The sequence below is a fragment of the Rhizobium rhododendri genome (assembly GCF_007000325.2).
GTDB classification, from domain to species: Bacteria; Pseudomonadota; Alphaproteobacteria; order Rhizobiales; family Rhizobiaceae; genus Rhizobium; species Rhizobium rhododendri.
This window is the reverse complement of record NZ_CP117268.1, coordinates 284323-298390: the sequence shown is the minus strand read 5'-3', so window position 1 is coordinate 298390 and position 14068 is coordinate 284323. Positions and strand designations below refer to the sequence as shown.

The following is a 14068-nucleotide window of genomic DNA, read 5'->3' as shown; positions in this document are numbered from 1 at the left end:
CCGCGGGCTGACAGCTAACTGTAATAGGAAAGCAGGTCCTGGCCCGGTTTGCTTAGCCAGTCTGCTGTCCCTGCGATGTAACCGGCTATGTGCTGATCAGGGGTTACCAGATAGGTAATCGGCATTCCGTAAAGCGGAAACTGCTGGCCTGAGGCAGCATCCGTTCCCGCTACTGTACCGTTCGGATCCAGGTAGATCGGCAAGCCCGCGACGGAGAGATCGGAGAGGAAGAGCTTGACGTCTCCGCGATCGCCCTTGTCGATTGAAACTGCGGCGACGTCGATCCGCTTTCCCATGGAAGCCTTCAGTTTCGCCAGGGCAGGAATATCCGTCTTGCAGAAGACACACCACGTCGCCCAGAAGCTTACCAATGTTACTTTGCCACTGGCTGGCTTCAGGATTTTTGGCTTGCCGTCGAGGCCAGACAGCGTCGTCGGCGCCATGACAAGCGATGGCTCCAGAATGGTGAACTGGTGATGGTCAGAATAAAACACCGGCGGATTGTCAAAAGAGCGGGCCGGCGCAACGTGCGGATATGCAAGGGTCGCTGCCGCGCCAAGGCCGCCTGCAACTACGCTCCGCCGCGTTACCGGATTTCGCAGCCCGCGCGTCGTCAAATCATGCATGAATATAGCTCCATCCGGCTTCCTGGAGATCGACCAGTCTCCCTACACCATAAGGGACGACCTTCACGCCCTCCAGTAGAGTTATTTCCTGTCCCTCCTTTTTCTCGGCAATCGCCTTCGAGGAACCACAGACACTGAGCGTCAGCCCGGGGATGAGTTCCCGCAGCGCGCGGATGGGATCGGCAAGGGGAGATTTGTCGGCGCGAAACATCGCGATGCCCGCGGCGTTTGCGACGATCTCGATCAGCGGTGGCTCGCCCTTGTCGCCATAGTATCGGCTCAGATTCATGGAGCCGCCGATCGCGTGACCCATGATTGCCTCATCGCTGCTATCGACGTGGAATATCACGCGGTGAGGCTTCTTCCATTTTGCGGCGGGCGTTATGGTGTGGCTTGGCTGGGACGCCAAGGCAGGCCTTGCGGTGGCAAAGCCGACGAGCCCAAACGACATCATCGTCATCACGCTACGCCGCAGGAGCCGAAAACGATCCTCCTCGAACTTCATAAGATTTGCTTTCTCACACTATAGGCGACCGCTTCGGTTTCAACGTAGGTTCGAAGGGTGTCGTTTTGCACATCATGGGTAATATCGAGGAAGGACTGCACAGCAAGCAATCCTCGCTCCGTCAGACCTGGTCTGTCCGAGACACAATCGGAAAGCGCTGTGTGCGACCCCAGAGAATGAACAGGCAGAGTGCCAGCAGAACGACATTCAGCGGCAACACCGCGAATTCGCCACGGGAAATGTGGAACGCTGAGGCACAGATCTGCAGCGCTGTGCAGCCAAATGCTGCAGCCACGGTGAGACGGGGCCGGATTCGGGTCAGCGCTGGGATGAAGATGCCGATGCCGCCGGCGATATCGATGAGCCCCATCAGGCGCACGAAGCTGGAGGGAACGGCACCTGTCCACGGCATCATGCCGGCCAACTGGGAGATCGGTGTGGTCAGCTTGGTCAAGCCGAAGAAACAGAAGCTCGCGAAAATCAGCCCCTGAGCCACCCAAAGCGCGCCCTTGAGCAGCTTGTGACTATTTCTGGTCTCGATGCCGATTGCGGAGGGGATCATGTCGTGCCTCTTCACATCTCTGGTGAATTCGTCTGCTCCGCGAGAACTTGCCCTCGCCGTGCGTGAAATGAAATAGGGATAGTTTCGAAGGAGACGTTCGGATAATCTGAACGGTATGAACGCTGCATCCTTCGACCAATTCGCTGTTTTCGTAGCCATCGTTGACGAGGGCAGCTTCGCGGCGGCAGCCAAAAGCATGAACCGGGCGCACTCGGCGATAACCTATGCCATCCAGAAACTGGAGGACCAGACGGGCGCGCTGCTCTTCGACCGCTCCGCTTACCGTCCGGTGCTCACCGAAGCGGGCATTGCGCTTTTGCCGCGCGCGCGAAGGATCCTCGATGTCGTCGCGGAATATCATCTCGTTGCCACGGGATTGGCAAAAGGTGTGGAGACGGAGGTCCGGCTCGTGATCGATCCGTTCATTCCGATGGACCTCGTGACGACGATCCTAAAGGCTTTTCACGAGACCTTCCCGACCCTGCAGGTGCGTCTGATGGTCGAGCCGGTCGAGACGTCTGTCCGGGCGCTGATGGATGGTTGGGCAGATGTCGCGATAACCGTCGATTATTTCCCCTTGACCAACCAGCTGGAACGCAGTGCGTGCGGATTGATCGAACTCGTTGCAGTCGCGGCACCTGCACATCCTCTTGCCAGGATCGCCGGCCCCATCGAGCCTGAAGTTCTGCGAGATCACCTGCAGCTCATTCTTGCAGCACGTCCCTCCGTTTCGACAAAGCAGGATCACGGGATCATCGCCGTCAATCGCTGGTATACGACCGAACTCGAGACCAAGCACGCTATGCTGCTTGCCGGCCTCGGGTGGGGTAGCATGCCACGGTCGCGAGTGGCAGCAGATATCGCAGCGGGCAAGCTCGTCGAGCTCCATCCGACAGAATGGGATGGACTGGACAGGATGCCGCAATTTCCCTTCGTTGTTGCACGGAGAAGGGGCACGGCCCTGGGCACAGCGGGTCGCTGGCTCGTGGAGAGGCTGTCGGAGAAATGACACCGGGTGCAGCGCGGCGAGACCACATTCAGTCCGTCGGAAGCCCTCACTTTTTTTTGCAAAACAACTCTTGAAACCGAATTTTTGGAAAACCAGATAATTGTTGCTGGATGCCAGAAAGGGCCAGCGATCACCGAGGCGCCGGTTGCTTCGGCGTCTTCGTACCCATGTTGCTTCAAGGAGGATATGGCTATGGCAACATCTTATGACTATGCACCGCTTTTCCGTTCGAGCGTCGGTTTCGACCGCGTCTTCAATCTTCTCGAAAATGCTCAGCGCGCGCGTTCGATCAGCGACTGGCCGCCTTATGACATCGTCAAGACGGGCGACGATACCTACCGCATATCGGTCGCAGTCGCCGGTTTCTCGCAGGACGAGCTGAGCCTGACGTTCCAGTCGAACCTGCTGACGGTTACCGGAAACAAGGCGGAAACGCAGGGGGAAGGTTATCTGCACCGCGGAATTGCCGGTCGCCCGTTCGAGCACCGCTTCGAATTGGCAGATCATGTCCGCGTCTCCGGCGCTGGTCTGTCGAATGGCCTGCTGTCCATCGATCTGGTCCGCGAAATTCCGGAAGCGATGAAGCCGCGCAAGATCGAGATCCAGACAGGCCCGACTTTGGCCGCGAGCACGACCGCTCCACAACTTGAAGCCAAGAAAGCTGCCTGAGGATGTCAGTGAACATATGAGCATTGGGGGGCGCTGGCTTCCAGCGCCCTTTCCGGCGCAATCAGCCGGTCGCCGGTTCTGACCTGCGAATGAGAGAGCGGATTGCGATGAGCGTGACGCAGGCGACCGACACCAGGAATATGGCGCCGGACATCGCGTAGATGACTGGCGACGCACCGGAATTCATCTTGCCGAACAGCACCACCGGAAGCGTGTTCTGGCGGCCTGCCAGATAGAAGGCCCGGGTGAATTCGTTCAGTGAAAGCAGGAAAGAAAATATGAAAGCGCTTATCAGGCCCGGCCGGATAAGCGGCAAGGTGATATCGATGAACTGGCGCCAGCGGGTGGCGCCGAGATCGGCGGCCGCGACGAGATAGGACCGGCGCACGGCAGCAAAGCTCGTCAGGATAACGACGAAGGCGAACGGCATCGCCCACAGCACATGGCCTGCGATGACCGTCATGCTCGACGCCTTGATACCGGCGCGCGTGAAAACGGCCGACAGAGCCAGCCCCTGGATCACGCCCGGCACGAACATCGGCAGGATGACGGTCAGGAACCATGCCCGCCGCCGGGCTCGCAATTCGAAATAGGCAAGGCCTGCGAGCAGCGACATCCCTGTCGCCAGAACCGCCGTGACCGTCGCAATGATCAGGGACTGCTCCAACGCCGATATCAGCGCTGTTTCCTTAGGCAGCGCGAGGTACCACTGAAGACTGAGGTTGGAGAGGCTCGGAAGACCCGGCTGCAGCGCCGGATTGAACGACACGGCAAGCAGATAGAGTGGCGGCGCGTAGATGACGAGTAGTCCCGCAATGGTGACGACCCAGAGCAGGATGCGGTTGGAAAGTCCTTCACGGATCATCATGGCGACTGATCCTCGAAGAGCGAGGCAAGGTCGAAAAGCCGGTTGCCGACCAGCACCAGACCGAAGATGACAGCAAGCACCACCGTCGAAATTGCAAATGCCAACGGATAGTTGGCGACACGCATGACGTCGTTGATCATCACAGAAACGATGGAAGCGCCCGCGCCGCCGAGCATCTGGACCTCTGTCGAAGACCCGACCACCATGACGAAGACGAACAGGAAGCCGGCAAAGATGCCCGATAAGGTCAGGGGAATGAGGACGGTCGCAAGGCTTCTCCAGAAGCCGGCGCCGAGATCCTGAGCAGCCGCCAGCAATGTCGGATCAACGCGCCGCATCGACAGCAGCAACGGAAAGATCGCGAAAGGCAGATAGGACGCAACAAGCCCCACCACGACCGCGAAATTGCTGAAAAGCAACCAGTCGAGGGGTGCGTGGGTGATGCCGAAATCCTGCAGCAACGTGTTGATCACACCCGTGCGCCCGAGCACCAGCCGCCAGGAAAAGGAGCGGATGAGGTATGACGTGAAAAAGGGAGTGGTGATCAGCGCCAGAAGCAGGATGCTCAACCGCCGGCCGGCGAGGAAATGGATCGCATAGGCGGTGGGATAGGCAATCAGCAGACAGAGGAATGCCGTGGCAAAAGCCTTCACCAGCGTCGAAACGATGACAGTCCATCGGCCCGCGTCCAGAATGGCCTCGTATCCGGCGGGGTTCAGATCCGGTTTAATCCAATAGGTCTGCGGATCCCAGCTCCAGAAACTCCAGACGATAACGACGGTCAGCGGCACCAGCCCAAGCGTCAGGATCGCCAGGAGCGGCGGCGTCATCAGCATCGACGATAGGGGCAGGCGCAATCTGACCATCGGCATCTCCGGGGTTCGGTGGCAGCGGCGGTGAAAACGAACGCTGCCGATTGTGGGGCTCAGGCGTTGCGCAGCTTTTGCCACCACTCTTCGTAGAGTTGGAAATTATCCGGCCGGGCGTTCTGCCAGTAGATCTTGCCGGCGAACTTGGCTTTCACGTGTTCCGCCAGCTTCTCCACCTCTTCCGGCTTGTACTCCTCCGGATGCGCCTTGGCATAGGCGACATTGTTGTCGGTCGGCACGAGATAGCCGCGCGCCTGGCCGAGCTCGCAGCCGTAGAGGCCGCCTAGCAGGCCATTGACGAAGCCATGCGCAGCGTCGGCTACACCGCGATCTGCAGCCCCCTTGAGGAGAACGGTGTTGTTGCCCCAGCCCTCGTATCCTTCGACGGGGGCGGCATATTCCACCTGGAGCCCGCGCTTGCGACCTTCATAGACAATCGGCTCCCATCCGGTCATCGCGTCGACCTCTTGGTCGGCAACGAGTTGCACACCCTGCTCCCAGCCATTCCAGAACGTGCGGAACTGGCCGTCGGTCTTGTGCTTGATCAGGAACTCCATGACCATTCCGAGTTCGGACTCGGTCAGGTTGCCGGGATCAACGATCGGCTTGCTTTCGCTTTCCTTCAGGTACATGGCAGTGAAAATGGCGCTGTTGATCCACGCATCCTCCATCGCAACGCGACCTTTCAGCTTCGGATCGAAGATCGCACCGTAGCTGTCGATCTTGCCCAATTTGTCGGGCCGGTAGATGATCGAGTCGGCGTTGACCACGGTCGGAATGCCGTACTGCTTTCCGTCCTGCTTCAAGTAGGGGATGTTCTTTGCCCACTGCCACAGGCTCTCATAGTTCGGGATCTTTGCAAGGTCCCAGGGAACGATGACGCCCTGGCGTGCAAGTTCCTTTTCGGCGCCGCCCTGGAAGCCGCCGACATCGAAGAGATCGTTGGCATTGCCGGCCGCGAGGCGGGCCATCACCGGGCCGAGGTCGTTGCCGTTGTCGGTAAACTCAGGCGTCACGCCGCTTTGCGTGGCAAACGCCTGCCATTTGTCGCCGATGTCCAGCGTTGCCGTAGCCCAGAAGGCAACCGTGCGAGCCTCTTGTGCGGCAAGACGCGAGGCGAAACCCAGGCCGCCGGCAGACAGTGCAGCACCTGCGCCCATCATCTTGAGGAAATCGCGGCGCTGCACATTGCTGTGCCGATTGGATGAAAGTGGTCTGTCATGGATCGTCATTGTCATTCCCCTTTTTTTGTTGGCATGCATTGCTCGAGCAGCCTGCGAAACCGTCAGGCGGCAGTCTCTAACTTGCAATCAGAACGGCAGCATCGGGCTTCAGGCCGACCGAAACCTCCTGCCCGATCGCGAGATCCGCACGATCAGCATCAATCGCAATCATCAGCGTCTGCCCATCGGCAAAGGCGAGTTTCAGATCGCGGTGCAGTCCCCTGAATGTCGTGCCGACCACGGTGAGCCGCAGCGACGGGGACGCGCCCGACGGCGCCACAAACAACCGGTCCGGCCGGATGGCAACGACGCTTGCAGTTGTGTCCAAAGGTCCGGCCATGCGCACGGGCATCATCTGACCGGCGATAGACGCCTGCGCATGATCGCCCGCCGACATCACCGCCTCCGGCCGCAGGACCGTGTCGATGCCGACAAAGCGGGCGACGAAGGCATTGGCGGGCGCCTCGAAAAACCGCGCCGGCACGTCGACCTGCTCTATGCGGCCGCGATGCATGACCGCCATGCGATCAGAGAGGCTGAGGGCCTCATCCTGATTATGTGTGACCAGAATGAAGGTTGCGCCGGTGCGCTTGTGCAAGCGTCCGAATTCGTCGCGCATCTGCTGGCGCAAGCGTTCGTCCAGCCCAGTCAGGGGTTCGTCCAGAAGCAGGATCCCCGGCTCCATGACCAGGGCGCGGGCGAGCGCCACCCGTTGCCGCTGGCCGCCGGAGAGCAGATTGACGTCGCGTGGGCCGAAGCCGGAGAGTTCGACAAGATCCAGCGCATCGTCTACTTTTGCCTGAAGTGCGGCATTGGACATCCCCTTCAGACGAAGCCCGTAACCGATATTCTGGGCAACGCTCATATGCGGAAACAATGCCAGGTTCTGGAAGACCGTATTGACCGGCCGGCGATTGGCCGGAACATCGCCGACATCCTTGCCGTCGAACGCAATACGACCCGAGGTCTGGCGGTCAAAGCCGCCGATCAGCTTCAAGAGCGAGCTTTTCCCGCATCCGGAGGATCCAAGCAGCGTGAAGAATTCACCCGCCTTGATCTCGAGCGTCACGTCGTCTAGTGCCCTGACAGGTCCATACTCCCTGCTGACATGATCGATCTGGATGGATATCGCCATCTTTACCCTGCCTTGGCGCTGGTTTCGCGAACAATCAGAATACCATTATCCGTGACGTTCAATGTCTGATTTTCCTGGATCAAGGTCGTTGCCGTCGCCTCCTCCACGATAGCCGGCCCTTCGATCTGCTGGCCGCCGCAGAGCTTGTCACGCGCATAGACGGGGCAACGGATCCATCCCTTCGGACCGCCAAAATAGACATTTCTCTGTCCGCCGGGCGCGACGCGCTCGACGGCCGACTTTATCTTCGGCAAGGCGATGACCGTTCCGTTCAGGACCGCTTCGAGGTGCAGTGTCGTAATCTCGATAGCCGCATCCGCGAGCCTGAATGAATAAGATCGTTCATGCGCCGCATGGAAGCGTTCCGCAAGGCTGTCGACGTTGTCTTCGCGCTGGAATTGCACATAGACGCCATGCTCCTGTCCGCGATACCGCGCTTCGAGCTGATAGGTGAACCTGATATTGGCCTCCTGGCCCTTGGCGAAGTAGGCAATGGCCTCCCTCTCCAGGCTCTCGAACCGTGGCGCCAGCTCTGCCAGAGCGCCTGCCGACAACTGCGCGAACCAAGTGCCGCGAAAATCCGCCCGAGGTTCTGCCGCCAGCATGCCCCATGCGGAAAAGATCCCGGGATGCGGCGGGATGATCGTCGCCTTGACGCTGAGATCGCGGCCGAGACGGGTCGCGAGCGCAGGTCCGGCACCGCCGCTGACAACAAAGACGGCGTCGCGCGGATCGTGACCGCGCTGGACGGTCACCAGCTTGAGGGCATTGATCATGCTCGCATGGGCAATATCGATGATCGCCAGTGCTGCATCCTCGATGCTCAGCCCCAGCGGCCCAGCCACAGTCGCGATCGCTTCGTCCGCCTTCCGTTTGTCCAGATGCATGCTGCCGCCGGCAAATGTTGCGGGATCGAAGATGCCTATGGCGAGGATGGCATCGGACAATGTCGGTTGAGTGCCGCCGCGCCCGTAGCAGGCTGGACCCGGTGTCGAGCCGGCACTTTGCGGACCCACGATTAGCGCGCCGCGATCGTCGATGCGCGCAATTGAGCCACCGCCGGAGCCGATTTCGACGATATCGACGACCGGGACCTGGATGGCATGGCCGGGCGCGATCCGTGTATGTTCCAGTTTGTATTCGACATTCAGGGTCGGGCGGCCATCGTGGATCAGCGAGCATTTTGCCGTCGTGCCCCCGACGTCCAGCGACAGAACCTCACTTTCGCCGATGGCGGTACCAATACGTGCCGCACCGGCGACACCGCCCGCCGGTCCCGACTCCACCAAAGTCAGCGGGCTGTTGACGGCCTGGTCGAACGTCGAGATCCCGCCGTTCGATTGCATCGCGTAATAGGGGCAGGTCAGGTTACGACCCGTCAGAGAGCTTTCCAGCTGGGCAAAGTAGTTGCGAATGATTGGCTGCACATAGGCATTCAGCACGACTGTGTTCGAGCGCTCGTACTCCCGCCACTGCCGCGAGACCTCATGGCTCGCACAGATGGTCGTAAATGGCAGCGCATCGGCCAGAATATCGGCACACAGGATCTCGTGCTCGGGGTTCGCGTAGCTGTGGAGAAAGAGAATGGCGACAGCATCGACATCCTCTTCAAGGCATTTCGCGATGATCGGCCGCAGGTCGTCGCATTCCAGCGGCATGAGCACCTTGCCGGAAGCATCAAGGCGTTCCCGAACCTCGAAACGGAGATGCCGGGGGACGAATGGCTCGGGGCTGTGAAACTGGAGGTTATAGAGATCGGGCCGGTTGCCGCGGCCGATTTCCAGAACGTCGCGGAAGCCGGCAGTGGTCACCAGCGCAGTACGCACGCCCTTTCTCTCGGTGATGGCATTGATGACCGTCGTGCCGCCATGGGCAAAAAATGTCACGTCCCGCGTGCGCAACCCGTCTTTCGCTTCGGCAGCAGCGATGGCGTCGAGTACGCCGATCGACTGGTCGTCGACAGTCGTCAGGCTCTTGGCGGTGAACAATTCGCCACTCTGCTCGTCATAGCCGACGAGGTCCGTGAACGTGCCCCCCACATCCGTTGCAAGTCTGATCATCCCGCAATCCTTCTCTTGTATCCGTAAAGCCTGGACGCGTCGGCCTCCGTCAAAAATCCGTCCTGCAGATCCTGTTCGATCTTGAAGGTTTCGCGGTCGCGCGCGTCTCCCCATCCGCCGCCGCCGCCGGTGACAACCCGCAGGATGTCGCCGGTCGCAAGATCGATATGGGCGACGCGGCCATGCGATTGCGGCGCACCTCGATCTGCCGGCGCAATCTGCAGCACATTCGCAGTGCCGCTTCCGCCGCCATCCATGCCCCATGGAAGGGTGCTGGTGCGTCCGAAGCTGCCGTAGGCCGATGCACCGCCGCTCAAGATCTCGTACTCACGCACGATGCCGAAGCCGCCGCGTCGGCGCCCCTCGCCGGTTCCACCCTCGACGTTCAAGGCATAGCGTTTGACGCGCAACGGGAAACGGGCTTCGATCAGCTCGACAGAATAGTTGTAGGTGTCGCCGTCGGTGAGTGCGATGACAGCATTGGCGCCATCTCGATGCTCACTGGCACCCCAGCCGCCGTGATGCGGCTCGATATGGATAAACGGTTGCCCGTTGGCATCCCTGCCGGAAATATAGACGACGCAAAGGCTGGAATAGGAACCGGCGGAAAATCGCGACGGCACCAGGGCGGCGAGCGCCTTCCAGACCAGCTCCGATGCATGCACCGATCCCTCGTAGTACCAACCCGTCGGCGAGGGTTTTTCAGCCGTAAACAGCGTACCGGACGGCGCGATCACCGTCAGCGGCCGGAACCAGCCTTCGTTGGAGGGCTCCTGCGGCCCGACCATTGCCTTGACGATGGTCTTGACTGCGGACTGCAGCGCGCCGCGTGCACAGTTGATAGGTCCGGCCACGGCCGGCGGACACCCGGTGAAATCGGCTGTAATGCTGTCCCCGGAAATCGTCACGGCAACTTTGACGAAAATAGGCGCCGAACTGACGCCGTCGCCATCGATGATATCGGTTGCCTCGTAACAGCCGTCGGGGATGAGGGAGATGGCAGCCCGGCTGCGCTTTTCGCTGGCATCGAGCAAACTGGTGAACGCAGCACGAACCGTTTCGGAGCCGTATTTCGCCGATAGCTCCATCATCCGCCGCGCCGCCACACGCACCGTCGCGACCTGCGCATTGAGGTCACCAAGCGCGATCTCGGGCAGGCGGACGTTTTCACTGATGATGTGGAGGATTTCGTCGGAAAACACGTCCGAGCGCACTACCTTAACGCCGGGCAGCCGCAGGCCTTCCTGAAAGACCGAGGTGGCATCCGGCGCAAGGCTGCCGGGCACCGATCCACCGACGTCGAGATAGTGGGCGACGTTGATCGCATAGGCGACGATCGTACCATCGGCGAACAGCGGCTTGACGATGGCAAAGTCGCAAGCGTGCGTGCCGCCGGCGTAGGGGTCGTTCGAAAGCAGGATATCGCCATCGACAAGATTGCCGTCAAATCTACCGATCAGCGCCTTTACCTGGACGCCAAACGTGCCGGTAAATAGGGTGATGCCATTCATCTGGGCAACGAGTTCCCCCTCAGCCGTCAGCAGGCCGCAGGCAAAATCCAGCACCTCGTAGATCACGGGGCTCATGCTCGTGCGCGCCATGACGATCCCCATCTCGTCGACGGTCGCCATAAGCTTACCTTCGATGATCTCCTGAGTAACGGGATCGACAGTCATGTTCCCTGGGGTCATTTTCTACCCTCATCATTCATATTGAGGGCAGATTAAGCGACCTCGCGCATTGCGGGTAGCCTGCCATATGGGTGGGCTGCCTTCGCGGCACCCCACCCATATGGATAGGTCAGCGGTGCCTGATCGCCATCACGGCAGCGGTGCGTGTCGTGACATTGAGCTTGGCGAAGATGTTGCGCAGGTGGAATTTGACCGTGTTGTCGCTGAGGCTCAGCTGTCGGCCGATTTCCTTGTTGCTCAGGCCTTCGCTGAGTAGCTGCATGACGCCGCGCTCACGTTCCGTCAGTCCGCCCGGCTCGACCTTGGCAATGACAGCCACCTCCTCTACCGGCGGATCGAATTCGGGCTCGAGTTTCAGAGCGTCGGCAAGTCGTTGCGACACGACGTCGGGCACGTCCATTGACGCCGCAAGGCCAACCAGCTGCTCGGCGAATTCCGCACCTTCCACCAGAAGTATGGCGCGGTAGTCGAAGACCGGCAGCGACAGCAGCATGTCCGATAGTTTCGCCGCTGCCTCGTGCGGCTTGTCTTCGGCAAGCAGGAGGCGGATATCGAGAAAGCCGAGCTCGATACGGCGGGGGATGTGCGGCTTTGCTGGCTGCTGGGCCATCAGCCGCTGAAACCCTGCGCGCGCTGCCGCGATTTCGCCGCGCGCCGCATCGATACGGGTCCATAATAACGCCGGCACGGCTCCCCGCAGATGGTAGGCGAACATGTTGAAACTATCGGTGGCAGCGCTTTGCCGGCTCATTCCCTGGACCTCGGCAAATCGGGCTGCTTCGTCGACGTGGCCTGAGGCGATCAGCAGAGTGACACGCTCGCCGTCGATCAGCCGCGTCAAGCGGTCAAAGCCACGACGGGCAGCCACCGCGCGAGCGCTGTCCATGGCGGCGTGGGCCGCAATGATGTGACCGTTCAGCCGGTGCACGCGCTGCTGCGCCATGAAACCAGCGGCGAGCAGGTCGAACCAGGTGTCGTGGCGCTCGAGATGCGGCAGAGCCCAGGATAGCGCCGATGACGCGGCCTGCCGCTCGCCGCGCATGGAGAGTATTTCGCTTTCCAGCACCTGCCCGACGGCATCGAGATCGCTTCCCTTGCCAATATGCGTCTGCGCCTCGACGATGAGGTTACGATAGGCTTCGGCGGCGCCTATGATGTCTCCGCTGAAAAACGACGCCTGACCGATATGCGTGTAGAGGTGCATCGCCCCGAAATCGGCGCCGCCATCGCGGAAAGCCCGAAGCGCGAGTTGCCCGTAATGCAAGGCTCGATCGAGCTCGGTCCGGATCAGGAAATTGTAGGACAGCATGTTCAAGGCCAGGGCGCGATGGATAAGCTCCATGTCGCTAGCCTGCGACAGATCCGCTTCCAGAGCCGATAGATCGCCAGCACTTGCCCACCGGTCGGTGTAGAGCGAAAGAAGCACCCGGACGACCCGCAAGTCGCGGGACAATTCCCCTTCACCACAGGAGCGCTCGGCCAGCGTCAGGTAGTGATTGGCCGTATCGAGCTGTCCGGCCTTGGCGCTGATGACGCAAAGCCCGAGCGTCGTCAGTGGGAATGCCGAGAGATTGATGCACGGAGCCTTTTCGATCAGCGCCTGAAACAAAAGTGCGCCGCCTCGTGTCGTCGCATACACCCGCCGCCATCCGCCGGCAGCCTCGATGATCTCGGCCGCCAGCGCGATATCGCCCGCCAGCATTGCATGCCGGACGGCCGCGTCGCAGTCGTTAGATGCCTGGAACCACCGTGCCGCCTTTCTCAGCACTCGACCTGGATCGATACCGATCCGGGCAGCCTCCTCCTTGAGGAAACCGTTGAACACCGGATGATACCGGATCCATGCTCCATGCCTATCGAGCACGGCGATCGGCAGCGCAAAAGTGCCTAGCCGATTGAACAGCCCGACGGCATCCGGCAGATCGCAAACGGCGGCGACAAGCGTCCGGCCGATAACCGGAAGCGTGGCGGTCTCGATCAGAAACCGCTGGATGTCTTCCGGCAAGCTGGAGAACACTTGCTCCGACAGGTATCGCCCCATCTCAGCATTGCTGCCATCGAAAGAATTGAGGATCGCGGCACTGTCGGCGGTATCGTTGACGAGGACCCGGACCATCTGCAGGGCGACGACCCATCCTTCGGTCCGCTTGTTCAACTCGCCGACCTGCCTGCTCGTCAGCAGCGTCGAGCGACCCGCAAAGAATTCCTGCGCTTCGCAGTCTGAAAAGCTGAGATCGGCAACGCCGATCTGCCTGAGTTCGCCGTTGAGGCGCAGTGCGGACAGCGGAAACCGGGGCGCGCTGCGGGAGATGAGAATGAAGCTGATATGGGTGAGATCGGCTGCGGCAAGCAGTCTTGCCAGAAGTGCTTCCGTCGTATCGGTCTGGGCGAAATGATAGTCGTCGACGAACACAGTGACCGGCATCTCGATTTGGCGCAGCCGCGTGATGAACACCGAGAGGACTGAGGGCACGGCCATGCTGCTGGCATCGAGCCCCCGCCCTTCGTCCGGCAAGAGCGGCGCAAGCGCATCCATCAACGCCAGTAGAAACCGACGCTCGTCGCAATCTTCGGCATCAAGCGTCAGCCAGACCGGCCGCTCACCCTCGCTTTTCAAGAGTTGGTACCACTGTGCGGCAAGCGACGTCTTGCCGTAGCCAGCCGGAGCAATGATCGTCGTCAACCGCCGCGATCCAGAACGCTGCAACTGCGTCAGAATATCCCGACGCACAATGTCTGCGTAATTGCTCGCTGGTGGCTGAAACAAGGGTCGGTCGATTGTCATTCCCCATGATTGCTGGCGCCAGCGCCAGTTGCAAGTCGAGGAAGCAAAATGACGCGTTCTATCTAC

12 protein-coding genes are annotated in these 14068 nt (G+C 60.5%); 2 read left to right on the top strand and 10 right to left on the bottom strand.

Translation table 11 applies throughout. From position 1 onward, the window contains the following. Window positions 1-14 precede the first annotated feature (14 nt). The 3 genes from PR018_RS19145 to PR018_RS19135 form a co-directional block, all read right to left on the bottom strand. Window positions 15-626 carry a TlpA disulfide reductase family protein gene (locus PR018_RS19145; RefSeq protein ID WP_142831652.1) on the bottom strand — a complete coding sequence of 204 codons (612 nt, stop codon included), beginning with the start codon at window positions 624-626 and terminating at the stop codon, window positions 15-17. Then, window positions 619-1131, bottom strand: coding sequence for a DsrE family protein (locus PR018_RS19140; RefSeq protein ID WP_244615509.1), 513 nt, complete (start codon window positions 1129-1131; stop codon window positions 619-621). Before PR018_RS19140 ends, PR018_RS19145 begins: the two co-directional genes overlap by 8 nt. 121 nt (window positions 1132-1252) lie before the next feature. Then, entirely contained in the window at window positions 1253-1693 is a 441-nt protein-coding gene (locus PR018_RS19135) for a DoxX family protein (protein ID WP_142831651.1), read from the bottom strand. A gap of 115 nt (window positions 1694-1808) precedes the next feature. Between PR018_RS19135 and PR018_RS19130 the strand changes: the two genes are divergently transcribed. Both PR018_RS19130 and PR018_RS19125 read left to right on the top strand, forming a co-directional pair. Further along, a complete protein-coding gene (locus PR018_RS19130) occupies window positions 1809-2702 on the top strand; it encodes a LysR family transcriptional regulator (RefSeq protein ID WP_142831650.1) in 894 nt (297 codons plus the stop codon). Between the two features lie 192 nt (window positions 2703-2894). Then, window positions 2895-3371, top strand: a complete 477-nt coding sequence (locus PR018_RS19125; protein WP_142831692.1) for an Hsp20 family protein — start codon at window positions 2895-2897, stop codon at window positions 3369-3371. Between the two features lie 61 nt (window positions 3372-3432). Here the strand turns inward: PR018_RS19125 and PR018_RS19120 are convergent, their stop codons facing one another. The 7 genes from PR018_RS19120 to PR018_RS19090 form a co-directional block, all read right to left on the bottom strand. Continuing rightward, entirely contained in the window at window positions 3433-4239 is an 807-nt protein-coding gene (locus PR018_RS19120; protein WP_142831649.1) for an ABC transporter permease, read from the bottom strand. Further along, window positions 4236-5105: an ABC transporter permease gene (locus PR018_RS19115; protein WP_142831648.1), complete on the bottom strand. Its 870-nt coding sequence runs from the start codon at window positions 5103-5105 to the stop codon at window positions 4236-4238. The genes PR018_RS19120 and PR018_RS19115 overlap by 4 nt, the downstream gene beginning before the upstream one ends. Before the next feature lie 59 nt (window positions 5106-5164). After that, window positions 5165-6340 carry an ABC transporter substrate-binding protein gene (locus PR018_RS19110; RefSeq protein ID WP_142831647.1) on the bottom strand — a complete coding sequence of 392 codons (1176 nt, stop codon included), beginning with the start codon at window positions 6338-6340 and terminating at the stop codon, window positions 5165-5167. 67 nt (window positions 6341-6407) lie between these two features. Further along, window positions 6408-7466 carry an ABC transporter ATP-binding protein gene (locus tag PR018_RS19105; RefSeq protein ID WP_142831646.1) on the bottom strand — a complete coding sequence of 353 codons (1059 nt, stop codon included), beginning with the start codon at window positions 7464-7466 and terminating at the stop codon, window positions 6408-6410. A gap of 2 nt (window positions 7467-7468) precedes the next feature. Beyond that, window positions 7469-9526: a hydantoinase/oxoprolinase family protein gene (locus tag PR018_RS19100; RefSeq protein WP_142831645.1), complete on the bottom strand. Its 2058-nt coding sequence runs from the start codon at window positions 9524-9526 to the stop codon at window positions 7469-7471. Continuing rightward, on the bottom strand, window positions 9523-11217 hold the full coding sequence (locus tag PR018_RS19095; RefSeq protein ID WP_142831644.1) for a hydantoinase B/oxoprolinase family protein: 1695 nt from the start codon (window positions 11215-11217) through the stop codon (window positions 9523-9525). Before PR018_RS19095 ends, PR018_RS19100 begins: the two co-directional genes overlap by 4 nt. Window positions 11218-11326: 109 nt before the next feature. Further along, complete coding sequence (locus PR018_RS19090) at window positions 11327-13900, bottom strand: LuxR C-terminal-related transcriptional regulator (RefSeq protein WP_244615508.1); 2574 nt, start codon at window positions 13898-13900, stop codon at window positions 11327-11329. Window positions 13901-14068 lie beyond the last annotated feature (168 nt).

What these genes read in the sequence shown, in the direction of transcription:
- PR018_RS19110 (WP_142831647.1), bottom strand. Translation starts at nt 6,340, where the DNA reads ATGACGATCCATGACAGACCACTTTCATCCAATCGGCACAGCAATGTG.
- PR018_RS19115 (WP_142831648.1), bottom strand. Translation starts at nt 5,105, where the DNA reads ATGGTCAGATTGCGCCTGCCCCTATCGTCGATGCTGATGACGCCGCCG.
- PR018_RS19095 (WP_142831644.1), bottom strand. Translation starts at nt 11,217, where the DNA reads ATGACCCCAGGGAACATGACTGTCGATCCCGTTACTCAGGAGATCATC.
- PR018_RS19130 (WP_142831650.1), top strand. Translation starts at nt 1,809, where the DNA reads ATGAACGCTGCATCCTTCGACCAATTCGCTGTTTTCGTAGCCATCGTT.
- PR018_RS19100 (WP_142831645.1), bottom strand. Translation starts at nt 9,526, where the DNA reads ATGATCAGACTTGCAACGGATGTGGGGGGCACGTTCACGGACCTCGTC.
- PR018_RS19140 (WP_244615509.1), bottom strand. Translation starts at nt 1,131, where the DNA reads ATGAAGTTCGAGGAGGATCGTTTTCGGCTCCTGCGGCGTAGCGTGATG.
- PR018_RS19135 (WP_142831651.1), bottom strand. Translation starts at nt 1,693, where the DNA reads ATGATCCCCTCCGCAATCGGCATCGAGACCAGAAATAGTCACAAGCTG.
- PR018_RS19125 (WP_142831692.1), top strand. Translation starts at nt 2,895, where the DNA reads ATGGCAACATCTTATGACTATGCACCGCTTTTCCGTTCGAGCGTCGGT.
- PR018_RS19105 (WP_142831646.1), bottom strand. Translation starts at nt 7,466, where the DNA reads ATGGCGATATCCATCCAGATCGATCATGTCAGCAGGGAGTATGGACCT.
- PR018_RS19120 (WP_142831649.1), bottom strand. Translation starts at nt 4,239, where the DNA reads ATGATGATCCGTGAAGGACTTTCCAACCGCATCCTGCTCTGGGTCGTC.
- PR018_RS19145 (WP_142831652.1), bottom strand. Translation starts at nt 626, where the DNA reads ATGCATGATTTGACGACGCGCGGGCTGCGAAATCCGGTAACGCGGCGG.